This window comes from Cellulomonas sp. P4_B5_2 (assembly GCF_056402235.1).
Genome location: NZ_JBFUHU010000077.1, coordinates 1 through 21972, shown reverse-complemented (window position 1 = coordinate 21972; position 21972 = coordinate 1). Strand labels below are relative to the sequence as shown.

The 21972-nt window shown below is 71.0% G+C and carries 24 protein-coding genes; 8 read left to right on the top strand and 16 right to left on the bottom strand.

Annotated elements, in window-relative coordinates; genetic code table 11:
* Window positions 1-24: 24 nt before the first annotated feature.
* The gene (locus tag AC1DUQ_RS07515; protein ID WP_477060138.1) at window positions 25-714 is read right to left on the bottom strand and encodes a hypothetical protein; all 690 of its coding nucleotides are present in this window, start codon (window positions 712-714) and stop codon (window positions 25-27) included.
* 83 nt (window positions 715-797) lie between these two features.
* Window positions 798-1556: a DinB family protein gene (locus tag AC1DUQ_RS07510; RefSeq protein ID WP_477060137.1), complete on the bottom strand. Its 759-nt coding sequence runs from the start codon at window positions 1554-1556 to the stop codon at window positions 798-800.
* A gap of 54 nt (window positions 1557-1610) precedes the next feature.
* Here AC1DUQ_RS07510 and AC1DUQ_RS07505 point away from each other — a divergent pair, with 54 nt between their 5' ends.
* From AC1DUQ_RS07505 to AC1DUQ_RS07495, 3 genes are read left to right on the top strand one after another with little or no spacing between them, the layout of a single operon-like run.
* Window positions 1611-2282, top strand: a complete 672-nt coding sequence (locus tag AC1DUQ_RS07505; RefSeq protein WP_477060136.1) for a DNA alkylation repair protein — start codon at window positions 1611-1613, stop codon at window positions 2280-2282.
* Between the two features lie 41 nt (window positions 2283-2323).
* Window positions 2324-2902 carry a hypothetical protein gene (locus AC1DUQ_RS07500; RefSeq protein ID WP_477073590.1) on the top strand — a complete coding sequence of 193 codons (579 nt, stop codon included), beginning with the start codon at window positions 2324-2326 and terminating at the stop codon, window positions 2900-2902.
* Between the two features lie 2 nt (window positions 2903-2904).
* Window positions 2905-3402: a DUF6584 family protein gene (locus tag AC1DUQ_RS07495; RefSeq protein ID WP_477073589.1), complete on the top strand. Its 498-nt coding sequence runs from the start codon at window positions 2905-2907 to the stop codon at window positions 3400-3402.
* 11 nt (window positions 3403-3413) lie between these two features.
* Here the strand turns inward: AC1DUQ_RS07495 and AC1DUQ_RS07490 are convergent, their stop codons facing one another.
* Window positions 3414-3707 (bottom strand): hypothetical protein, encoded by a 294-nt coding sequence (locus AC1DUQ_RS07490; RefSeq protein WP_477060133.1) that lies wholly within the window; start codon window positions 3705-3707, stop codon window positions 3414-3416.
* On the opposite strand from AC1DUQ_RS07490, the gene AC1DUQ_RS07485 reads away from it, so the two are divergent.
* The 3 genes from AC1DUQ_RS07485 to AC1DUQ_RS07475 all read left to right on the top strand — a co-directional run bounded on the left by AC1DUQ_RS07485 (window position 3702) and on the right by AC1DUQ_RS07475 (window position 6223).
* Window positions 3702-3974 carry a substrate-binding domain-containing protein gene (locus AC1DUQ_RS07485; RefSeq protein WP_477060132.1) on the top strand — a complete coding sequence of 91 codons (273 nt, stop codon included), beginning with the start codon at window positions 3702-3704 and terminating at the stop codon, window positions 3972-3974. The genes AC1DUQ_RS07490 and AC1DUQ_RS07485 overlap by 6 nt on opposite strands.
* A gap of 460 nt (window positions 3975-4434) precedes the next feature.
* Window positions 4435-5532, top strand: a complete 1098-nt coding sequence (locus AC1DUQ_RS07480; RefSeq protein ID WP_477060131.1) for an epoxide hydrolase family protein — start codon at window positions 4435-4437, stop codon at window positions 5530-5532.
* Between the two features lie 49 nt (window positions 5533-5581).
* Window positions 5582-6223 carry a hypothetical protein gene (locus AC1DUQ_RS07475; protein WP_477060130.1) on the top strand — a complete coding sequence of 214 codons (642 nt, stop codon included), beginning with the start codon at window positions 5582-5584 and terminating at the stop codon, window positions 6221-6223.
* Here the strand turns inward: AC1DUQ_RS07475 and AC1DUQ_RS07470 are convergent.
* The 5 genes from AC1DUQ_RS07470 to AC1DUQ_RS07450 form a co-directional block, all read right to left on the bottom strand.
* Entirely contained in the window at window positions 6197-6781 is a 585-nt protein-coding gene (locus AC1DUQ_RS07470; protein ID WP_477060129.1) for a GNAT family N-acetyltransferase, read from the bottom strand. The two genes, AC1DUQ_RS07475 and AC1DUQ_RS07470, sit on opposite strands and share 27 nt — an antisense overlap.
* 63 nt (window positions 6782-6844) lie before the next feature.
* Window positions 6845-7516, bottom strand: coding sequence for a Type 1 glutamine amidotransferase-like domain-containing protein (locus tag AC1DUQ_RS07465; protein ID WP_477060128.1), 672 nt, complete (start codon window positions 7514-7516; stop codon window positions 6845-6847).
* Between the two features lie 20 nt (window positions 7517-7536).
* The gene (locus AC1DUQ_RS07460; protein ID WP_477073588.1) at window positions 7537-8022 is read right to left on the bottom strand and encodes a methyltransferase family protein; all 486 of its coding nucleotides are present in this window, start codon (window positions 8020-8022) and stop codon (window positions 7537-7539) included.
* Between the two features lie 18 nt (window positions 8023-8040).
* Window positions 8041-8862 carry a VanZ family protein gene (locus AC1DUQ_RS07455; protein WP_477060126.1) on the bottom strand — a complete coding sequence of 274 codons (822 nt, stop codon included), beginning with the start codon at window positions 8860-8862 and terminating at the stop codon, window positions 8041-8043.
* Between the two features lie 82 nt (window positions 8863-8944).
* Window positions 8945-11095 carry a DEAD/DEAH box helicase gene (locus AC1DUQ_RS07450; RefSeq protein ID WP_477060125.1) on the bottom strand — a complete coding sequence of 717 codons (2151 nt, stop codon included), beginning with the start codon at window positions 11093-11095 and terminating at the stop codon, window positions 8945-8947.
* A gap of 340 nt (window positions 11096-11435) precedes the next feature.
* On the opposite strand from AC1DUQ_RS07450, the gene AC1DUQ_RS07445 reads away from it, so the two are divergent.
* Window positions 11436-11858 (top strand): hypothetical protein, encoded by a 423-nt coding sequence (locus AC1DUQ_RS07445; RefSeq protein WP_477073587.1) that lies wholly within the window; start codon window positions 11436-11438, stop codon window positions 11856-11858.
* On the opposite strand, the gene AC1DUQ_RS07440 is transcribed toward AC1DUQ_RS07445, so the two are convergent.
* The 5 genes from AC1DUQ_RS07440 to AC1DUQ_RS07420 form a co-directional block, all read right to left on the bottom strand.
* Window positions 11783-12922: an endo-1,4-beta-xylanase gene (locus AC1DUQ_RS07440; RefSeq protein ID WP_477060123.1), complete on the bottom strand. Its 1140-nt coding sequence runs from the start codon at window positions 12920-12922 to the stop codon at window positions 11783-11785. The two genes, AC1DUQ_RS07445 and AC1DUQ_RS07440, sit on opposite strands and share 76 nt — an antisense overlap.
* A gap of 257 nt (window positions 12923-13179) precedes the next feature.
* Window positions 13180-14160, bottom strand: coding sequence for an EamA family transporter (locus tag AC1DUQ_RS07435; protein ID WP_477073586.1), 981 nt, complete (start codon window positions 14158-14160; stop codon window positions 13180-13182).
* Window positions 14157-14654: an NADH-quinone oxidoreductase subunit NuoE family protein gene (locus tag AC1DUQ_RS07430; RefSeq protein ID WP_477060121.1), complete on the bottom strand. Its 498-nt coding sequence runs from the start codon at window positions 14652-14654 to the stop codon at window positions 14157-14159. Before AC1DUQ_RS07430 ends, AC1DUQ_RS07435 begins: the two co-directional genes overlap by 4 nt.
* A 5-nt stretch (window positions 14655-14659) precedes the next feature.
* Window positions 14660-16525, bottom strand: coding sequence for a [FeFe] hydrogenase, group A (locus AC1DUQ_RS07425; protein ID WP_477073585.1), 1866 nt, complete (start codon window positions 16523-16525; stop codon window positions 14660-14662).
* A gap of 1 nt (window position 16526) precedes the next feature.
* Window positions 16527-17717: a complex I 51 kDa subunit family protein gene (locus AC1DUQ_RS07420; RefSeq protein WP_477060119.1), complete on the bottom strand. Its 1191-nt coding sequence runs from the start codon at window positions 17715-17717 to the stop codon at window positions 16527-16529.
* Window positions 17718-18763: 1046 nt separating this feature from the next.
* Here AC1DUQ_RS07420 and AC1DUQ_RS07415 point away from each other — a divergent pair.
* Complete coding sequence (locus AC1DUQ_RS07415; protein ID WP_477073584.1) at window positions 18764-19798, top strand: endo alpha-1,4 polygalactosaminidase; 1035 nt, start codon at window positions 18764-18766, stop codon at window positions 19796-19798.
* Here AC1DUQ_RS07415 and AC1DUQ_RS07410 read toward each other — a convergent pair.
* From AC1DUQ_RS07410 to AC1DUQ_RS07400, 3 genes are all read right to left on the bottom strand, one after another.
* Entirely contained in the window at window positions 19795-20490 is a 696-nt protein-coding gene (locus AC1DUQ_RS07410; RefSeq protein ID WP_477073583.1) for a hypothetical protein, read from the bottom strand. The two genes, AC1DUQ_RS07415 and AC1DUQ_RS07410, sit on opposite strands and share 4 nt — an antisense overlap.
* Window positions 20491-20568: 78 nt before the next feature.
* Window positions 20569-21057, bottom strand: a complete 489-nt coding sequence (locus tag AC1DUQ_RS07405; protein WP_477060116.1) for a hypothetical protein — start codon at window positions 21055-21057, stop codon at window positions 20569-20571.
* A 154-nt stretch (window positions 21058-21211) separates the two neighbouring features.
* Window positions 21212-21972 (bottom strand): hypothetical protein (locus AC1DUQ_RS07400; protein ID WP_477073582.1); only part of this gene is annotated, 761 nt, incomplete at its 5' end.

Genomic DNA, 21972 nt, shown 5'->3' with positions numbered 1-21972 from the left:
CCGCAGTGGTGATGCCCTCCGCGCCTAACCGGCACGGTTCCGCAGGCTCCTCGCGTGGCTGTACGCGTTGACCAGCGCCTGGTCCCAGATGCCGGTCGGCGCGCGGCCGAGCGCCCGCTGGATCGCCGCGGTGGTCTGGTCGTGAGCCGCGCGGGACTGGTTGCCCCACACGCCGTCGTCGCCGACGCCGACCACGCGCTGCGTGAACTCGATGCCGAACGGGAAGGTGACGCCCATCAGGTTGCTGGCCGCCCTCACCGCCTCGGCACGCATGTCGGTGTCCGCWCCCCACACCTGGTCCGCGCCCGCACGGACCGCGCGCTGGACCGCCTCCGTCAGCACGTCACCGCCGCCTCGTGGCGTGAACGAGCTCTGCCCCAGGTGGCTGAACGGTCCGACGTCCACGTGCAGGTGGTTCTTGTGCTGGCCGGCGATCCCGTTGACGCCGTCGCGTGCGTAGATGACGCCGAGACCGAGCTCCTGCGCCCGGTCGACGGCCGCGATGAGCTGTTCGCGCTCGTCGGGACCGTTCTTGTTGATGTCGGCCGCCTTGCCGAAGCCGCCATCGCTGTCGAAGTGCCACGAGCCGTGCGTGTGCACGGGGTGGACGGCGGAGAAGCCGTGCATCTCGCCGACCGAGTAGCCGTTGCGCCGGGCCCACAGGCAGAACGTCACGAGCGTCTGCGTGGGCGACAGCTGATTTCCGAGTGCCATGAGAAGACCGTCCCTTCCGGTTGACGCGCCATGGCGACGCGCCGTGATGTAGAGGAAGGGAGGGCCCGGAGGGTCCAGATACGTCAGTCGGTGGATGCCGCCCGGATCGTGTCGAGGTCGCGCACGGCGTAGCGGTGGTGCTCCCACTCCTCCTCGAGGATCGTGTGCAGGCACGACAGGACGGTCTCCGGGTACTGCGGCGCCCACGGGTTCGTGCGCGGCGCCGCCAGCTCCTGCGGCGTGACGGTCGCGAGGAAGTCACGCACCATCGCGACGCGCTCCGCCCGGACCGCGAGCACCTCGCCGTACGACGGCCGCTCGGTGACGAAGATCGACAGGTCCAGCCCGTCGCCCCCGTCCCCCGTGTTCGGTTGACCGATCGGGTGGTACGGCTGGTCGACCTGCAGGATCGCCCTGCGCAGCCAGGTGTCCGTGGCCATGACCAGGTGCCGCAGCGTCTGCGCGAACGACCACTCGCCGTGCACCGACACGTCGACCGAGCCGGCCGGCATCGCGTCGACCCGCGCGAGCGTCGCCGCCCAGGTGCGCTGCAGCACCTCCCAGGCCGCCCGCAGACCGGCCGGGTCGGCGGCGCGCTGGTCTGCCCGCCCGGGGAACCGGCGGTTGAGCTCGGCCTCCACGAACGGCACCACGTTCACCCCGTTGACCAGGAGCACGCCGTCGCCCTCGAGCAGCCACGGAGCATCGATGTCGACACCCGCCGCGTCCACCCCGCGCATCACGACGCCGGACAGGTCACTGCCGACGAACCGGGCTCCACTCAGGTCCGCGCCGCGGAACTGCGCGCCCTGCAGGTCGTCGGACCCGGTGAAGGTGGCCACGCGCTCCAGTGTCGTGGCGACCGCTCGGGGCTGTCCACGACCTACGCTGATCGCGTGGAGTCGACAGTCAGCGGCGTGCTCGCCGAGCTCGCGGCGTTGGAGGACCCGAAGATCCGGGCGGTGAACGAGCGCCACGGCGACGACCACGGGGTCAACCTCACCAGGCTGCGGGCGGTCGCCAAGGAGCTCAAGATCCAGCAGGACCTCGCCGGCGAGCTGTGGAAGACCGGCGACACCGCCGCGCGGCTCGTCGCGATCCTCATCAGCCGCCCCAAGCTCTACACCGCCGCCGAGCTGGACGCGATGCTCCGCGAGGCCCGCGTCCCCAAGGTGCACGACTGGCTGGTCAGCTACACCGTCAAGAAGAGCCCGCACGTCGAGGAGCTGCGCACCGCCTGGTTCGCCGACCCGGACCCGGTGGTGGCGAGCGCCGGCTGGGCACTGACCAGCGACCGCGTGGCCAAGTCACCCGACGGGCTCGATCTGGACCAGCTGCTCGACCTCGTCGAGGCGCAGATGAAGGACGCGCCCGACCGGCTGCAGTGGGCGATGAACGAGTGCCTGGCCGGGATCGGGATCCACCACCCCGCGTACCGCGCTCGCGCACTCGCGATCGGTGAACGGCTCGAGGTGCTCAAGGACTACCCGACGCCGCCCGGGTGCACCTCGCCGTACGCGCCGATCTGGATCAACGAGATCGTGCGGCGGCAGACGGTGGCCCAGTAAGTCCAGGCGCCGACGACCCTCGCATCTGTAGGGTCCCGGGCATGTCCAGGCCCGAGGTCACCCGACACCCGTCGACGGCGATCCGGCGCAAGCTGAGCGCGGCGGCCGACTCGACGTCGCTCGTCCGGATCGAGCGGAGCCCCCGTCACGCCGACCGGCTCTACGGCTTCGTCGTCGGGATCGGGAACAAGTGGGTCCTCGTGGCGAAGACGATGGACGGCGGCTACTTCGACGGGTACGCGGCGATCCGGCTGCGCGACGTCCGGCGAGTCACCCGCGACCGGTCCTTTGCGAGCGCCTTCGCCCGCACCCAGCCGGAGTGGCCACCCACACCGCCGCCGGGGGGCATCGACCTCGACTCCACGAAGGGGATGCTCCGCACGCTCGGAGCCACCGCACCGCTGCTCGGTATCGAGAAGGAGCGGGAGCGCTCCGCGACCTGGATCGGGACGTTCGTCGGCCTCAGCCACGGCGCGGTGGGACTCCACGAGGTGCACCCGGACGCCAGCTGGTACGAGCAGCCCCTCTGGTACGAGCGTCGAGCGGTGACGATGGCGTCGGTCGGCACCCACTACCTCACCGGCCTGACGGCGGTCGCCGGCACACGGGCGCGACCGTGACCGTGGAGCGGACCCTGGGGAGGGTCGACGAGGACCTTCGCAAGGGCGACGTCGCGATGGCGCGCAGGCGCCTGCTGAGCGTCGTCGAGAGCCTGCCGCACGCGCTCGACGCCCGTGAGCGTCTCGCCGAGATCTACCGGGGTGACGGAGATCGGGTCGAGGCAGGGCGCTGGTCCTACCTCAGCGCACAGCGCGACCCCGCCGAGGTCGACGCGTTCGAGCGCGCCTGCGGCCGCAACCCGGTCCGGATCATGCGCGGACTCCGATGGCGCGGGCCTGAGGCGCAGGCGGCCACCGAGCTCGCGCAGCAGAGACTGCTCGACGTCCGCGCGCGTGCGGAGTCCACCGCACGCAAGACGCTCGACTGGTCGGATCGCGGCCGCGACGTGGCCGGGCCCTGGTGGGAGGACCTGCCTGCGATCGGCTGCGCGATCGTCGGCCTGATGCTTGTCGGGTTGGTGGTCGTCGGCGCAGTGACGGTCGTCGGCTGGATCTTCTGAGCCACGCTGGCTCAGGAACGCGCGCCCTGCCTGTTCGGCTCCTCGATCGGCGCCGCGTCGACGAAGGTCCGGGCGTGGACCACGTCGGCGTCGTCGACCAGCCACAGGTGCAGGCGCGCGGCCGGGACGTCTCCGGGTGCAGGGACCTCGAGCCGCACCGCGCCGGAGAGCACGAACGGTTCGGCCTTGACCTGCTCCGACTCCACGGCGAACGCCCGCTCGACGTCGGGCCGCCCGCCGGGCGTCGACCACGCCGCTCGCACCCGCCCTGCCAGCGGCGCCGAGCCGTGGTGGGACAGGTGCACGTCCAGCGCGAGGGGGCCGTCGGGGCGGTGGTCGACGCCGGGCTGCGCGTGCCGCAGGACGTGGCCATCATCGGGGTCGACGACATCGAGGAGGGGCGGTTCTCCCGGCCCTCACTGAGCACCGTGTCGCTGGACACCCCCTTCATCGCGAGCCAGGCGGTCGCGCGGATCACCGCACGGATCACGGACCCGGACGCGCCCGCGGTCGAGATCACGGCACCGCACCAGGTCCTGGCGCGCGAGAGCACGGCGACGGGCGCCGGGTAGAGCCCCCGCAAGGTGAGCGACGATGCGGCCGCTCAGCGCGGGACGTCTCGCAGCAGCGACTCGGCAACTCTCTGCCAGCGACGGGCGAGCCGTCCGCCGGGGCGATGAGAGGTCAGTTGCCACGCGCCACAGGGGACGCAGAAGTGGACAGCCACGGGGCCAGTCAGCCCACGCGCCGCTCGGTGGTGGGTGATGGACTGGAGTGCCTTCGCCGCGTCGTAGAGGTTCGCGTACGGGACCTTGGAGCAGTCGGCCATGAGGATGACTTCGTGCGGGGTGCGCGCTGGGTCAAGTCCAGTCCGCACCTGGGTCTGCCTCATATGCGCGACGCCGGTGATGGCTATAAGCCGTGACCCGTCAAGACTATCCGGACGGCCTCGGAAGCGGGCTTGATCGGCAAGGCAACTGCTCGGCCGCTGAGGGCGGGGGGCATGTCGGAGGTCGCTCCTACCGTGAGCCAATGACCGTCCGACCGTTCACGATCGACGTGCCTCAGCCGGTTCTCGACGACCTGCGCGACCGCCTGTCTCGCACGCGCTTCCTCGACGACTCCCCTCGTCGGCCCGCCTCGGGCATGACGGCGGCGTACCTGAGGGAGCTCGTCTCCTCGTGGCAGACCTTCGACTGGCGCGCCCGCGAGGCGTGGCTGAACGCGCACCCGCAGTTCCTCGCCGACGTCGACGGCACCACGCTGCACTTCGCCCACCTGCGGTCGTCGACCCCGGATGCTCCGGCGCTCCTGGTGATGCACGGCTGGCCGCACACCTTCGCGCTGCAGCTGGACTTCGCCGACCTGCTGCCGGACCTCGACGTCGTGGTGATGAGCCTGCCCGGCTTCACGTTCTCTCCCGCCCTCGACGAGCCGACCACCGAGCAGCGCCTCGCCGAGCTCGGGCACGCGCTGATGACGGACGTCCTCGGGTACTCCAGCTACCTCACCTACGGCGAGGACGCCACCGCGAACGTGAGCGACCTGATCGCCGCGACGCACCCCGAGGCGGTCGCCGGGATCGTCGTCACCCACGCGCACTTCCTGTCCCAGGACGAGCGCGAGGCGACGACCGACCCGGCCGAGCGCGCGTTCTACGACCGCATGTCGGCGGGCTGGTACGAGCAGGCGGGCTACGCGCACCTCCAGGGCACCCGGCCGGACACCCTCGCCGCCGGGTTGAACGACTCGCCGGCCGGGCTCCTCGCGTGGATCACGGAGAAGCTCGTCGAGTGGAGCGACACCCCGGCCGGAGACCCCACTCTCGTGGAGCGCCACATCTCGCGCGACCGGATCCTCACCGAGGCGACCCTGTACTGGGTGACGCAGAGCATCGCCACGTCGTTCCGGACCTACTACGACGGGGAAGACGCCGTGATCCCGCCCGTCGAGGTGCCCGCCGCCGTCTTCATCCAGCGACACGAGCACGACAACCCGGAGTCGGTGGCGCGTCGGTTCTATCGGGACCTGCGGGTGTTCGAGGTGCTGCCCGAGGGTGGCCACTTCACGGTCGCCGAGGTTCCGGAGGCGATGGCGGAGCGGGTGCGACGGTTTGCGCGCGAGCTGTGATCCTCCGGAGCCGTTGACGCGGGCGACGGCCATCCCCCATGGTCGGGCGATGCACTCGTCCATGGCGCTCTCCGACGATGCCGACGACCTCTCGCAGGCGAGGTCCCGGTTCGCTCCTCCCGACAACGAGGCTCCCGGCGTCGTCGGCGTGAGCGGTGTCATCGGGCGGTCCGCCGACACCGCGATCCTGCTGGGCAGCCTCGCTCGCTACACCAACGGGCTGCATATCGACCTGGCAATCCGCCGTCGCCTCGACCCCGAGCAGCCTGATCACCTGCACGCGATGTTCAACGCGGGGTTGCTCGTCGGCGTCGAGCTGTCCGACGGTCGCGCCGTCGTCGGCGGGTACAACGACTGGAACAGCCTGCCCGCCGCGGACGAGCCGGTGCTCACCCACCGGGGCGGCGGTGGCGGCGGTCGCGAGTGGTCGAGCACCCTCTGGCTCACCCCCGCGCCGCCGCCCGGGGACCTGGTGATCGTGGTCGCCTGCCTGGCCCTCGGCGTCGACGAGTCGAGGTTCACGGTGGACGCCGCGGCGCTCCAGGCCGCGGCCGACAAGGCCGAGGTCCTGTGGCCCCGCGAGCCGGACCAGGTGCATCGGCACATCGAGCCGCCGCCGGTCGACGTGCCGCCGGGCGGCTGGTTCGAGAGGGCGTTCGCCGCCCTACCGACCGACGGACCGGCCGGCTGACCCGGCCGACCACTCGTCCTCGAGCACGGCGTACACGTACGCGTCGTGCCACAGCGGCGTGCCGTCGGCGTCGGTCGCGAACGACGCGGCCCGCGTGATGTGCCCCTCGCGTCGCATCCCGAGCCGCTCGAGCAGGCGCCACGACCGGGTGTTGTCGGGGTTGCACCGCGCGGTCACGCGCTGCGCGCCCCAGCTGCGGAAGCAGACGTCGAGCAGCGCGGTGGCCGCCTCGGTCGCGTAGCCCTGACCCCACTGACCGGGGTCGAAGACGTACCCCAGGGTGTACGCGTGCGGGTCGTCCCGGTGCAGATACAGGTTGCCGATCAGCCGGTCGTCACCGGTGCGGCAGACGGCCCAGAACGACTCGTCGCCTTCGCGGTCGAACGCGAGCTCGTGGCACTGCAGGCGACTCTGCACGCCGTACGGCTCGAAGCGCACAGCCTCCGGTTGCGACAGGTAGGCGTGGAGCGCGTCGCCGTCGGTCGCGGTGAAACGCCGGATCGTCAGCCTGTCGGTGCGGATCTTCTCGAGGGCGCCGGCGCCCTGCTTGGTGATCACGCCCACCAGCCTGGCCTCGGCGAAGGCGCGCTGGGGTGGACCTAGGTCACCGTCGGGACGAGCTCAGGACGGGAAGTGCCTCCAGTGCCCTTCCGAGACGACCTCGACGGCGCCGTCGACCACGGTGATGGCCGTCGCGTCGTCCATCGCGTACGCCGGACCCCCGACGCGGGCCGCCCAGCGCTCCGCGGCGGCCATCGAGTTGCCCGGCATGCCGTCGGGCGCCAGGTGCGGGCAGATCGAGAAGTCGACGAGCCCCAGCGTGCTGTCGTCGCCGGTCGGCGGCTTCCAGCCCACGAAGTCCTCGCCGATCCGGGGGGTCATCACCATGCTCCCGGCACTCAGCCCCACCCAGACGGTCTCGCGCAGCGACGGGATCAGGTCGGCCAACCCGGACTCGCGCATCCAGTGGCACAGGTAGAGGGCGTCGCCGCCGGCCACCAGCAGCACGTCCGTCTCCCGGACCAGCGGCACCCAGCGCTCGTCGTCGATGCTGGGCAGCGCGGTGAGCTCCAGCACGCCGACGGACTTCCAGCCCAGATCGACCATGGGGTTCTCGGCGGTCCCGCTGATGAACTCCCAGGCCTTGACGCCCGGACCGACCCACGGGTGCCCGTACTGCGCGGTGGGGATGCACAAGGCGGTGGACTCGGAGATCGGCTTGCCGAGCAGGCCGACCAGCGCGTCGCGGATGCTCGGGTTGGTGACGCCGCCGGAGGTGAGGAGAAGCTTCACGACGCCCACCGTATCGACGCTCACCGACGGACGATGCCCAGCCAGCGCGGCACCCGCCGCCGGTAGTCGTCGTACGGCGCACCGAACTGCTCGTGCAGGAAGCGCTCCTCGGGAAGGATCGCGCCCCAGAGGACAAGCAGCGCGGCCGCCGGGAAGTGCACGAGCCCCCAGAACGTCGGCACCAGCAACGCCACGGCGAGGTAGAGCACGAGCAGGCCGACGTACAACGGGTTGCGGGAGATCCGGTACGGACCCTCCTCGATCATCGCGCGCGTCGCCTGCCCCGGCAGCAGCCCCGTCTCGTGCCGGCCGAACAGCCACAACGACCAGCCGTTCCACGCGAYGACGAGGACGACCAACGCCCAGCCGACCGGGGTCCGCCACCCGCCGAGGACGAGCGGGTCTCCCCAGGCCCGCGTGGCCAGCCAGCCTGCGAGCAGTGGCGCGCCGATCGCGACAGGCGGCCAGAGCCGGAACGCCACGACGCCGTCAGGACCGCTCGCCATGACGTCAGTCTCGTCCGGCTACCGACGCGCGGCCCAGACCAGCACGCCGGACCCGTCGACCTCATGCAGGTCCACGACGTCACCGCCGACGCCCGCCGTCAGCACGTCACCGGGCTGCGCGGTGCCGACCTCCCACGTGCCGTCGGGCTGCTGGTAGGTGAGCGCGGGCCCCGGCCCCGCGTCGTACGGCAGCGACGCCGTGCCGCCGTCGGCCACCAGGCACACCGACCCGTCGCGGCCGGCGTACGCGCTGGCGCCGCCCGGCAGCACGGTGATCGCCCCGGCCGGCGACTCGTCGCACGCGTACACGACCTCGCGCGCGGGCGGTGTGGTCACGGTCGCGACGACCGCCCACGCCACGAGCGCCACGGCCAGCCCACCGGGCACCAGCCGCCGGGCGGGCGGCAGCGACGGGCGGCGCACGACTCCCAGCACGGTTGCCGCGAGGGCGAGCCCGAGCAGCCCGCCGATCGTGTTGAGCAGCAGGTCGTTGACGTCGAACGCGCGCCACGACCACCCGACCGCCGCCGACACCAGCAGCTGGACGGTCTCGATCACGAGCGTCACGACGACGCACGCGAGCACGAGCACCTCGTACCGCCACCGCACGACCAGCGGCAGCAGGAGGCCGAACGGCACGGTCATGAGGACGTTGCGCTGCACCTCCCACCCGCCGAGCAGGTCGGGCCGCCGCAGCGCCAGGTCGTAGGAGGGCCCGGTGCCGCGCTCGAGTTGCATGGACGGCAGAGGCAGGAAGGCCGCGCCGGCGAGCACGACGAGGTAGAGCACGAGTGCCACGGTCGCGGCACGGTGGAGGGCGGGAGCGCGCTGGTCGATCACCGCACCAGCCTGGTCGGGCGCGTGGACCCGCGCGTCAGCCGAGGGCCGGACCGTCAGTCAGCCCACGGTCGGACCCTCGCGCTCAGCCCACGTCCTGCGCGGCGAGCGCGTCGGTGAGCAGCCCGACCAGCGCTTCGAGCTGCACGTCCGTGGACGACACGTCCTCGTCCCCGGCACCGTCCAGCGCCCGTGCCGCCAGCCCCGCCTTGCTGTCGATCAGCTCGGCGATCTTGGCGTCGATGGTCTGCGCGGCGATGATCCGCCACGCGGTAACGGGCTCGTCCTGGCCGATCCGGTGGATCCGGTCGATCGCCTGCGTCTGCTCGGCGTCGGTCCAGGACAGCTCGGCCAGCACCAGGTTGGAGGCGACCTGGAGGTTCAGCCCGACGCCGGCGGCCATCAGCGAGCACACGACGATCTGCACCTCGGGGTCGTCGGTGAACGCGGCGATGTTCTTGTTGCGCGTCCTCGTCGTCTGGTCGCCGCGGATCGACGCGTACTTGATGCCGCGGTCGGCGAACGTCTGCTCGGCCTGGTCCATCACGTCGATGTGCCTCGCGAAGAACACCACCTTGCCGACGTTGCGGGCCAGCTGCGCGGCGTAGTCGGCAGCCAGCCCGGCCTTCGCCTGACCGATTCGACGGACCATCGTGAACACGTTCTCGCCACCGGTCTGCGAGCTCGAGTCCTTGAGCTCCGCGGCCGCGACCCGGCGCACGAGATGGTCGTCGATGCCCTCCACCACGGCCCCGCTGCTGGTGTGCCACTCGACAGCAGCCCGGTAGCGCTCCACCAGCCGGTTCGCGAGGGCGGCCTCGGCGGCGCGGATCGAACGGCCGACCGCTCCGTCGAGCTCGACCGGCAGGTCCGCCACGCGGCGTGCAGGGATGTCGGCGACCACGTCGATCTTGCGACGACGGACGATGCCCATGTCGATCACACTGGCCCGCGCGGCGGCGGAGAACCCTCTGTCGGCCGGCGTGAGGCCGGTCTCCTCGAGGGAGGCCATCAGCGCACCCAGCGGCTTGGTGTCGTCGATCCAGCCCAGGAACTGCCAGATCGCCCGGAAGTCCTCGATGTCGTTGATCAGCGGGGTGCCCGTGAGGGCCATCAGCAGCGGCCGGACCGTGCGGGCGCGGATCCGCTCGGAGATCGCCAGGACGTGCTTCGAGCGCTGCGAGGACTTGTTCTTGATGAAGTGCGCCTCGTCGACGACCATGCCGCGGAACCCGTGGTCACCGAGCCAGCCGACGTGCCGGTCCAGGAGCTCGTAGTTCACGATCACGACGTCCGCGAACCCGTCCATCCGGTCGCCGTCGCCATGGACCACCGTGGGCCTGCGGAACGGCGTCCACATCCCGACCTCGTGCGCCCAGTTGGTCTTCACCACGTTGGGCACCACGACCAGCAGCGGGAAGGCGTCGGCCGCCTGCGCGGCGAGCAGCGCCTGGGCGGTCTTGCCGAGCCCTGGCTCGTCGGCGAGCAGGAACGTGCGGTGACCGTTGGCAGCGGCCGTGACGACCCGCGCCTGGTGGGGCATCAGCTCCCGTCCCGCGGAGACGGACACGGGCCGGGCCTCGGGCAGCGCCATGCAGGCGGGGGCACCCGTGGCGGCGACCTCGAAGGACCGGAAGAGCGGCTCGAGCAGCTCCCAGCCGGCCAGACGATGGGTCCGCGGAGCGGTCCGCTGGGCCGCGGCCTCGTAGTCCGGGGCGAGGAACGGGTTCGACAGCTGCCGCGCGATGACCGACCGCGGCACCACGCGGTTCTCGACGCCGGGCGCCGGCGCGGCAGGCGCCGCGGGAGCGGGCTCCTCCGGCGGCTCCAGCCCTCCCTCGCGCATCAGGGTCGCCTTGTAGGCGTGCGCGGCGTCGGAGACCTTGGCGTCCTCGGCCAGCAGCGCGAGCAGCGAGGTGTCCCTGGCGGCCGTCCTGGCCAGCATCGTCGCGACCCCGTCGAGCCGCTTGAGCTGCTCGGCACGCTTCGCCGTGGTCAGGCCTGTGTCGGCCTTCACCCGGGCCCGCTCCTCGCGCACCAGCAGCGCGACGACCTGGAACTTCGTGCGCATCGCTGGGCGCGTCGGCGGCCGCTGCACCGCGCGGTCGACCTCGCGGGCGACGTCGGCGAGCACCGGGATGATCCCCTGCTCGGCCGGGCGCTGTGGGGCGCGGCGGCGCTGGGTGCCCGGATCAGTGCGCGCGCGACCGGACCCGCGTTGGCCTGGTCGAGCCACATGTCCTCCTTCTCAGCACCGCGACTGCGGTGCAGCGCGCCGCTCAACGCTCGCGTCGGACCCGTCCGGGCCGCAGACGATTCCGGCCAGGGCGCTCGGATCGGCCGACCGGGTCACCGGGCATCGTGTCCGCCTGCGCCGCCCGCCGGTCGTCGCTCACGCCGATGGTGGCACGCCGCCCGGGGCTGATGAACCACCGAGGGGCACTGTCGCGGCCGTGCTTGAGCGTTGAACAAGCGGAGCCTACCGCCGGACGCCGCGAGTCGTCCGACGGCGGCACTGGTGTCCGCCAAGAAATCCACCCCGCTGCCAGGCGATCATCTCGGTAGGGTCCCGGGTCATGTCTGAGCAGCTGGTCACCCTCTGGCGACCGACGGGCCCCCGCGAGCTCGAGCTCGTCCAGGCGACCGACTTCCGGCGCTGGCCCCCGCGCCTCCCCGACCAGCCGATCTTCTACCCCGTGCTGAACGAGGACTACGCGATCCGGATCGCTCGCGACTGGAACGTCGCGGCCTCGGGCGTCGGGTACGTGACGCGCTTCGACGTGCGACGCGGCTTCCTCGACCGGTACGACGTCCAGCAGGTCGGTGGCGAGACGATCCTCGAGTACTGGATCCCGGCCGAGGACCTCGAGGAGCTCAACGACAGTCCGGGCCCACGCGCCATCGACGCCTCAATCGAGTGGCTCTACTTGTTCAGTCCGGGCGGCGTGCGCGGGGACTTGCCGGGGGTGGCGTCGGTGAGGGACTCGAGCAGCGCGTAGTACGCCGGCTTCTTCTCGAAGTCCTCGGTCATGATCGTCGCGTACCCCTCGGGGAAGACGCCCGGGACCCAAGAACGCCCGTCGTCGAAGCCCCAGACCGTGAAGCTCGTGCAGGCGGGAACGTTGAGGCACGCCTCCAGCATCTTGTCGTACCGCTCGGCCTGGAGCGCGATCTGTGCTGCGTCCGGCTCCCCGTCCTCGCCGAGCGGCATGCGGACGTCGGCCTCGGTGACGGCGACCTTCAGCCCGAGCGCCGCGAACCGCTCGAAGTTCGCCTGGATCGACTCGTCGAAGCCGTACATGAGACTCAGGTGACCCTGAGCGCCGAAGCCCTGCAGCGGCGCGCCGTCGGCGAGCAGCTCCTGCGCCAGGGCGTAGTACGCGTTCGTCTTGTTGTTGATGCCCTCGGCGTTGTAGTCGTTGAGGAAGAGGACCGCCTCGGGGTCTGCCTCGTGCGCCCACCGGAAGACGTCACCGATGAGGGCGACCGGGTCCTCGGCGCATGCCTTGAGGAAGGGGTTCGCCTCGGTGCGCAGACGTACACCGCCGGCGTCCCAGTCGTCCTGGAAGATCTCGTTGGCGACGTCCCACTCGTAGACCTTGCCGGCGTAGCGGCCGACGACGGTGCGGACGTGGTCCTCGAGAACGTCACGCGCCTCCTCGCAGGTCCAGTCGGCGCTGGCGTCGATGACCCACTGCGGGTTCTGGCTGTGCCAGAGCAACGTGTGGCCGCGGACCTCTTGGCGGTTGGCCCGTGCGAAGGCCACGACGGCATCCGCGCCGGAGAAGTCGTAGACGTCGGGCTCCGGGTGGACCTCGGCCCACTTCATGTCGTTCTCGGGGGTCAGCGAGCTGAACTCGGCGCCAAGGATGCGCTGGAACTCGGTGGGGTGCTTGCGGTCGTAGTCGAGCAGGTCGCGCTGACCCCACACGGCGCTGCCGATCTCGAGATCACGCGGGGCCTCGGAGCGCAGGGTTGGCTCCGGGGGTGAGGCCTGGGCAAACGGGGCCGAGAGGGCGAAGGCGGTGATCGCCGACGCCGCGACGGCTGCTGCGCGCCTCATGGTTGTGGAATGGGACATCGTTGTTCCTCTCCGATCAGGGTCCGACGGCTGTGGCACAGGCGTCGGATTCCGGACGTTTAGCACGATAAGGATATCGATAACGATTTCGCAACCCGTAGGCGTCGGGCTTGTCCCCGCTGCGCCCGATAGCGAATGAGCCCAGCCAGCTCCAGCCAGCCGCGACCGAGCCTTCCGCGAGCGCGTTGCGACGTAGGTGCCCTGCGCGACACGACGCACATGGGTGGACGGCGATCTGGTCAGCCGCGCACCAGCGCGAGGACGACGAGGCCCGCGACGGCCACCGAGGCGCCCGCGTAGTAGCCGCGAGGGGGCCGGTAGCCCTCGAGCCAGCGCGCGAACGGGATGGCCACGAGCGGCGCGGTCGCGGCGACCGCCTGGGCGACGCCCGGCTGAAGGGTCTGGAGCGCCCACACCATCGACGTCACGCCGAGGACCGGTCCGAGGAGCGCGTTCGTCGTGATCCAGAACGAAGCGCGGTCCGGCAGCGCGTTGCCCAGCCGCCCGAGGTCCTGCGAGCGGGGGACGTCAGGCCTCCCGGACGCCCCGGCCCGCCGCACAACCACCACGACCAGGGCCACCAGGGCCACCAGCAGGCCACCCACGAGACGATCGAACGAGGCCGAGCTCACCACGTCGAACCGGCCCGCCACGGGGCCGCTCGGCGCACCGGAGGCGGCGCTCGCGGCCTGCTGGAGGGCCAGGAGCGACTCCCGGCTGATCACCGCGGCCACCGCCTGGGCGACGCCGGCGCCGACCGCGAGCGCCACCCCGAGCACTGCCCGGGGTGTCCGGCCCGTGCCGCGGACGTACGGGAGGAGACCGAGGACCACCCCGCCGAGGATCACCAGGCCGCACCCCACCTCGGCCACGGTCAGCGCGTCCGCGAACCACACCCAGGCGAGGACCCCGGCGACGACCGCTGCGGTCGTCTCGACCACCAGGGAGGTGAGCGGCGCCCCGATCAGCGACAGTGCGCGGAACACGCCCAGCCCACCCAGACCGAACCCGACGACCCCGGCGAGGGCGAACATCGCGGACCGGTCGGCCGAGGCCCTCCCGAGCGCGAACGCGGGCACGGCCATCACGGCCGTCGCGACGGCAAGCCTGCCCGCGTTAGCGCGGACGTAGCCGACCAGTCGGATGGCACGGCGGGCGCACACCGGCGTCACGCCGTAGAAGAGCGCCGCCAGGAGGGCCGCGGCGAGGCCCGTGGTCATGTCGGCGGCACTCCGTCGTCGCGCAGGCTCGCCACGAGGGAGGCCGCGTCGGCCGGAGTGACGTCGTCGAGCGCGCGGTCGTCGACGAGCATCGCGGGTGCGTGGTCACAGCGACCGATGCAGTGCACCCGCTCGACGACGACGGCTCCGTCCGGGGTGGCGACGCGCGCGGGCGTGCCCAGCTCGCGCTCCAACCGCGCCCACACGTCCGGCGCGCCGGCGAGCTCGCACGCGAGGGTGCGGCACACGCGCACCACGTGCCGCGCCGAACCACCCCGCAGGAACGAGTAGAACGTGACGACCCCGAGCACCTCGACGGGAGGTATCCCGAGGCGTGCGGCGAGGAGCTGCATGGCCGCGTCGCTGATCTCGCCGTGACGACGACGCAGCTCGGCGAGCACCGGTAGGAGGGCACTGCGGTCGGCGCCGTGCTCGGCCAGGAGCGCGTCGACGTCGGCGACGAGTCCCGGGTCCGCGACCGGTGGCGCCAGCACCGCGATCACCTCCCTGCCTCGACGTAGGTCCCGCGTCCCGTGTACGTGGTGTGGAGCAGGCGGTGGCTCGTCGGCCCGCCCGGCCCCTCGGTCAGCAGGTCGCGGTAGAGGCGCAGGACCGCCGGGTTCTCGTGGCTCTTGCGCGCGCGGCCGGTCTCTCCGTAAAGGGCGTCCTCGGCGTAGATCGCCCGCGCGCGGGCAGCCCGCACCTCGGCGCTCGTCGGCACAGGCTGGCCGCCGCCGCCCAGGCACCCGCCGGGGCAGGCCATGACCTCGATGAAGTGGTACGTGGAGAACCGCCCGCCCGCACGGATGTCCTCCATCACCGCGTGGGCGTTGGCCGTGCCGTGCGCGACGGCGCACCGCAGCGTGGTCCCGCGCAGCCACTCCAGGTCCGGCAGCAGGTGGGCCAGGATCGGCGGCACAGGCCCTACCCGGTCCACCGTCACCTCGACCGACCGGACGCCCTCGAACCCCCGCACCTGCGTGACGTCGGCGTGCGAGAAGTAGTCCTCCGCCGGGTGCCCCGTCACGAGCTCGATCACCGTGCGCAGGGCGGACTCCATGACGCCACCGGTCACCCCGAAGATCACGCCCGACCCGCTGGCGGTCCCGAACGGTTCGTCGAAGTCGCTGGCCGGCAGGTCCGCCAGCTCGATGCCGCGCACGCGCAACATCGTGGCCAGCTCCCGCGTCGTGAGCGCCATGTCGACGTCCGGCCGCCCGTCGTGCGTGAGCTCGGGGCGCGTGGCCTCGAACTTCTTCGCCGTGCACGGCATGAGGGAGACGGACACGACGTCGGCCGGGTCGAGTCCCTGCTGCTCGGCGTACCAGGTCTTGAGGAGCGAGCCGAACATCTGCTGCGGGCTCCGGCACGAGGACAGGTGGGCCAGGTGGTCCGGGTCACGGTRCTCGAGGTCCTTCACCCACCCCGGGCTGCAGGAGGTGAGCAGCGGGAGCGGGTGCGCCGAGGAGCCCAGCACGAGGTTCTCGTAGAGCCGCACCAGGAGCTCGGCCCCTTCCTCGATGACGGTCAGGTCCGCGGCGAAGCTGGTGTCGAAGACCTTGTCGAACCCGAGGCGCCGAAGCGCGGTGTTGAGCTCCCAGGTCAGCGGGGTGCCGGGCTCGAACCCGAACTCCTCGCCGATCGCGGCACGGGGCGCCGGAGCGGTCTGGATGACGACGTGCTTGGTGGGGTCGGCCAGTGCCGCGAACAGCTCTGCCGTCCGGTCGACCGGGCGCAGCGCTCCCGTCGGGCAGCGGTTGATGCACTGGCCGCAGGCGATGCAGCTCACCTCGGTCAGCGGGAGGCCGAGGTACGTGGAGACAGCCGTGGACGAGCCGCGTCCGACAACGCCCAGGATCCCGAGGTCCTGCAGCTCGGCGCACGTCCGGACGCAGCGCAGGCAGCCGATGCACGAGTCGAGGTCCACGGTGACGGCGGGTCCGAGGAGATCGATGAGCGGGAGCGGGCGAGAGACGCGCGCCGAGACAGGCCCGACGCCGTACTCCGTGGCCAGCGCCTGCAGCTCGCACTCCCCCGTCCGCACGCACTCCGGGCACCGGTCCGGGTGCTCCCCCATCAGCAGCTCCAGCACACCCCGCCGAGCGTCGACGACCCGGGGGCTGTCGGTCCGCAGCCGGACGTCGGCCGTGACCGGGTAGGTGCACGCAGCCTGCAGGCCTGCCTGCCCCTCGACCTCGACGACGCACAGCCGACACGAGCCGACGTCGCGCAGGTCGGGGTGATGACAGAGGGTCGGGATCCGGACGTCCGCGGCGTCGGCCGCGTCCAGGACCGTCGTTCCGGCCGGGACCGTGACGCTGCGTCCGTCGATGTCGACGGCGACCTCTGCCCGGGGGGCGGTCATCTCACTCACCTCCTGGCACCGCGACGGGGACCCGCATGTCCGCGGGGAAGTGCTCGAGGAGCGACAGGAACACGTTCGGGCTCGACTGGCCCAGCCCGCACTTCGAGGTGAGCCGCATGGTCGCGCCCACACGGCGCAGGCGCGCGACGTCGTCCGGTGTGCACGTCCCGGCACGAAGGCGGCGCACCCCGTCGAGGAGGGCCGCGGTCCCAAGCCGGCACGGCGCGCACTGCCCGCACGACTCGTCGGCGAAGAACTCGGCGACATTCTCGGCGACGTCGATAAGGTCGCGGTCCGGCCCGAGCACGATGAACGCGCCACCCGTGGCCACGTCCTCGTAGCTCACCGTCCGCCCGAACTCGCTGGCAGGCACGCAGCTGCCCGCGGCACCCCCCGCGACGACCGCCTTCGCGTCGGTGCCCCCGGCGGCGCGCAGCACCTCGGCGATCGGCACCCCGAGGGGGAACTCGTACACACCGGGACGCGCGACGTCACCCGAGACGCTCAGCAGCTTCGGACCCGTCGACCGGTGGGTACCGATCGCCGCGAACCAGTCCGGCCCGCGCGCCAGGATGGCGGTCGCCCAGGCGAAGGTCTCGACGTTGTTGACCACGGTCGGCGCACCGTGCAGCCCCCGCACGACCGGGTACGGCGGGCGGTCACGAGGCTCACCGCGCCGACCCTCGAGGCTCTCGAGCAGCGCGCTCTCCTCCCCGCACACGTAGGCACCGGCGCCCATGTGCACGCGGATGTCGAAGTCGAAGCCCGGCCCCACCTCGCGGCCGAGGAGCCCCATGTTCCGGCGCTCCCGAAGGGTCTCCAGGAGCGCGTCGCGCAGGTAGACGTACTCCGCGCGCAGATACAGGAGACCCTCGCACGCGCCGATCGCGTAGCCAGCGATCGTCATGCCCTCGAGCACCAGGTCCGCGTGCTTCGCCAGCAGGACACGGTCCTTGAACGTCCCCGGCTCGCCCTCGTCGGCGTTGCACACGATGTAGCGGCGGCCCGCGGGAGCATCCGCCTCCGCGGCGAGACGCCACTTCAGACCAGTCGGGAAGCCGGCGCCGCCGCGCCCCCGCATGCCCGAGGCGACGATCTGGTCGACCACCTCGGCGGGCGACCGGTCGAGGGCCGCACGCAGGCCTGCCCCCGCCTCGACGGCGGCGAGTGTCATCGGCGTGCGGACCGTCATGAGGCACCTCCCACCGACCCATCTCGGCCGGTCCCTCACATCCAGGCTAGGGACGCCGGGGAGCGGAGAACCGGGCCGTTGGACCCCAATCCGGGGGTGACGTCCGGCGACGACGCGCCCCTGTCGGCGCGGCCGCAAGGCACCGCAAGAGCCAGCGGTCCATAGCCACGTCGAAAGCCTTTGACCCGCTGACCGATGCGGACGAGGGTCGGGCTCATGTCTTCGGCCCTGCGCTCCTTCGGCGACGCGAACGACGTCGCCCAGGGAAGGTTCCGGTTCGGACCGCCCCACAACGACGCCCCCTCCTCTGTGGGCGTGAGCGGTGCCCACGAGGGGTCCGAAGGCGCGGGGATCCTCCTGGTCGGCCTCGCTCGCTACACGACGGGGCTCCAGATCGAGCTGGCAATCCGGTGTCGTAGCGATCCCGACCTCGGCGATCGCACGCACTCGACAGTCGACGCGGGACGGTTCGCCGGAGGGGAGTTCGGCGATGGACGTGCCGCCGCCGTGGCCGAGCGCCACGGCTGGAACAACGGGCCGACAGCAGACCAGAAGGTGCTCACCCAGTGGGGCGGTGGTGGTGGACGCGAGTGGTCGAGCACCCTGTGGTTGACCCCGGCGCCGGCGCCCGGAGACCTGGTCCTCGTCGTCGCCGACCCGGCCTCGGCGTGGACGAGGCGAGCCTCACTGTGGATGCCGGAGCGCTTCGAGCTGCGGTCAAGACGGTTGCGGTCGTGTGGCCGCGCGAGCCTGATCAGGCGTCTCCGACCATTCAGCCACCGCCGCTCGACGTACCGCTCATGGGCTGGTTCGCACGGGCACTTCCGGCGGTGAAGACCGGCGAGCCAGGTTGCGGCGTTCTCCTGACAGTGACCCGGCGATCGCTCAGCCGTTCTGCGCACCTCTGCCCACCGGCCCTGCCGGCGCGGTAGACATCTCCTCGACCGTGGTGGCTGGCCGGCGGAGACGTCGCGCCACGTCCGGGATGCCGAGGGGTGTCCTGGCCGAGTGATGAACAGCGCCGCGACCCCTCGAGGAGGTCTCTGATGAGTACCCCTGTGCGACGCCTGTCCGTTGCGATCCTGACAGGTGCGGCACTCCTTGTCGGCGCGTCCGCGTCGGCCGGATTCGCCGCCAGCTCGCTCCCACCGGCCAACGGCCAGTTCGACTACCAGATCGGCGGCGCCTACACACCGTCCTCGACGGTGGCGATCGTCGACCGCGACCGGCTCGAGACGCCGGCAGCCGGCAAGTACAACATCTGCTACGTCAACGCCTTCCAGACCCAGCCCGACGACGCGACCTGGTGGAAGACCAACCACGACGACCTGCTCCTGAAGAAGGCGAACGGGAAGTACGTGATCGACAGCGGGTGGGACGAGATGCTGCTCGACACGTCGACGGCAGCGAAGCGGACCGCCCTGCTCGCGATCGTCGGCGGGTGGATCGACGGCTGCAAGGCCAGCGGCTACCAGGCCATCGAGCCGGACAACCTCGACAGCTACAGCCGCAGCTCCAAGCTGCTCACCAAGCAGAACAACATCGCCTTCGCCAAGCTGCTCGCGGCCCGTGCGCACGCGGACGGTCTGGCCATCGCGCAGAAGAACGACTCGTCCATGGCGTCGAGCGGCAAGGCGATCGGGTTCGACTTCGCCATCGTCGAGGAGTGCCAGGTCTACGACGAGTGCGGCGACTTCACGTCCGTGTACGGCGCGCAGGTGTACGAGATCGAGTACACCGACAACGGCGGAACGTCGAACTTCACCAAGGCATGCACGGCGCGGGGCGCGACGACCAGCGTCATCTACCGTGACCGCGACGTCGTGCCCGCCGATGCGCTACTTCGTTCCCGCTGGCCTGAAGAGCAGCCCTGTCGGATCCGCTGGGACTTGTCGGGTGACCCGCTCGCGCGGGAAAGGATTCCGCCCTGGTTGTCGGTCGGATTCCGCCTAATGATGTCGGATCCCGACGGGGCCGGCTCGGCTGTTCTGTCAGAGCCATCCTCACGATGTTCGACCTGGTCGACGGCGCGATCGGCGGCGACGTGGGTCCTCAGAGCGTTGCTCAGGGACGGCTGCTAGTCGTCTCCGTAGTAGCGGGCTAGGTCGCGTCCGAGCGCGGTCGCATGGATCCGCACTCGTTCGCTTGCCCAGTCCGTTGGGGACTCACCGCGTTCAGCAGCGTTGTCCCGGACGTTGTGGGCGAACCCAACGCATCGGGAACACCAGTCTCGGTTGATCACCTCCTCGGCAGGGAGTGGATCGCCGTACACGTATGCGGCAAGCGGACCGATGTACGGGCTACCCGTGCCGTCGTCGACCGCAATCGAACTCTTCACGGCTTGGCAACCGAACGGGCTGCCCCAGTGCTTAACGTGGCTCTGCCCTCCGGAGCCGACCACGGCATAGGACGGCACCTGCACGCAGTACAACTCGGGCTCGCCGAGGAGATTCGGTGCGATGAAGTGCAGTCGCGGTTCTCGCAGGCCGCAACGCGAACAGGTCCAAGTTGTTTGCGGCTGACACACCTGCGAGGCGAGCGCGACCGCGGCTGCTCGGTCCGGCTCAGTAGGGGCGTCCGGGCGACCGTGGATCTCCTCGGGCACCTCCGCCCAGCGGCCTCTCGAATAGGGCGACCAGTCCTTGCTCCTCAGCCATCCCCCGTGCTCCGGCGACCACCGAACGCGATATCCGGAGCCAACGCTGTGATGGAGCACCACGGCGTAGAGGTTGGAGAACAGATCAAGCGTGCCCGACCACGGTGGCAGTCCCATGTCGTTGAGTATCGGGCCGAACAATCCGGAGCGTCGCGAGTGCATCAGGTGAACCTCCTGGCTTGGGAGATCTGAGGTTCAAAGCGCTTCTGCCGACTCCCTCGGGCGGCGCCGCGCTTCCACGACCCTGCTGACGTTGGCCACGCCGGCCGGACCGAGATGTTGGAAGATGAAACGCTCGCTGACACCGATCCGGGCGGCGATGTCAGCGACTGTCCGATGTTCGTCGTCGTACATGCGACGGACGACTTCCAGATCGACTCGGCGGTCCTTGCCTGCCTTCCGACTGACAGAAGGAAAGGTGTCGACCACCCGCCCCACGGCGCGAAGACTCATGTCGAGGAGTGCGACTTCGCCGATCGAGTACCTCCGATCGATGTAGAGCTCGCGGATGAGGTCGACGTCCGGGGTTGGGTGGACGCGCTTGCGGGACTGGACATCCGCCTTCCTCGTGGCGGCCCCGATGCGTTTGTGGTTCACGCCGAGCTCGTTCGCGATCGCGTCGTAGCTCCAGCCGAGCGCATACAGCCGGACGATGTGGCGGTCAACTGGGTTCAACGTGGACAAGTTCGAAACCGGTCGCGGTGCGGAATCAAGATCGAAAGCCTTGATGACGCGGACGACCGCGCCAGGTTGACACGCTCGACCTCAGCTGAGGACTGAGGCGCTCTCCCGTTCGGGCTTCTCGTGGTCGACGAGCCGATGCCGTGGCCGGGTGTGATCAATCGGCGCTCTCCTCGACGGCGGCCCAGCCGGGACCGGCCACAAACCGAACGGGCTCGCATGGGTCGTTGTCGATGAGGACATCAGCACCTGCGTCCGTCTTCCCAAGAAGGACCCCGCTCATCGGCTTGTCGAGGTCACATCCGGTGCCAAGTGACTCTTCCAGTGCTTCCCGGCCCTGATCGGTGAGCGTGACGGTCACGCTCGTTGCCTTTCCCACGACTGCCGGGTTTGCTGCTGTGCCCTTCGCATCCTCGGGTGGATTCGCGGCCCACGCGAAGGCGCCCACAGCGATCGCAGCCAGGACGCCGAGTCCTAGTGTCCATTTGGCGGCGTAGGTCCATCGCCCTGCGACGTTGGCGTAGCCAACAACCTCCAGCAGGTGCTCGCCGGCATCACGCACGAATCTGACGTCAGCGTTTGCTTGGTTCATCTCGGACTGCGCACCCGCCAGGGCGGTCTTGGCCGCAGTGGCCGCCTGCGCCTGCGCCTTCGCCTTCGCAGGGTCCGTTGCCGACTCCGCCTCAGCTTGGACGGCCGACTGCGCCGCTTGGGCGGCCGTCTTCAGCACTTTACCCGCGCGGGTTTGCTCGGCCACTGCGGCCGCCCATGCACTGTTGAGGGCCGCCAAGCTCGCGTATGGAGCCAGATGCGTCTTGGAAGTCACCACGTGCTCGGCACCGCGCGGCGTTGATCGTGTGAGTCCGTCGAGATCCCTCGCGGGCGTCGTGGCGACCCAGATCACGAAGCCCAAGATAT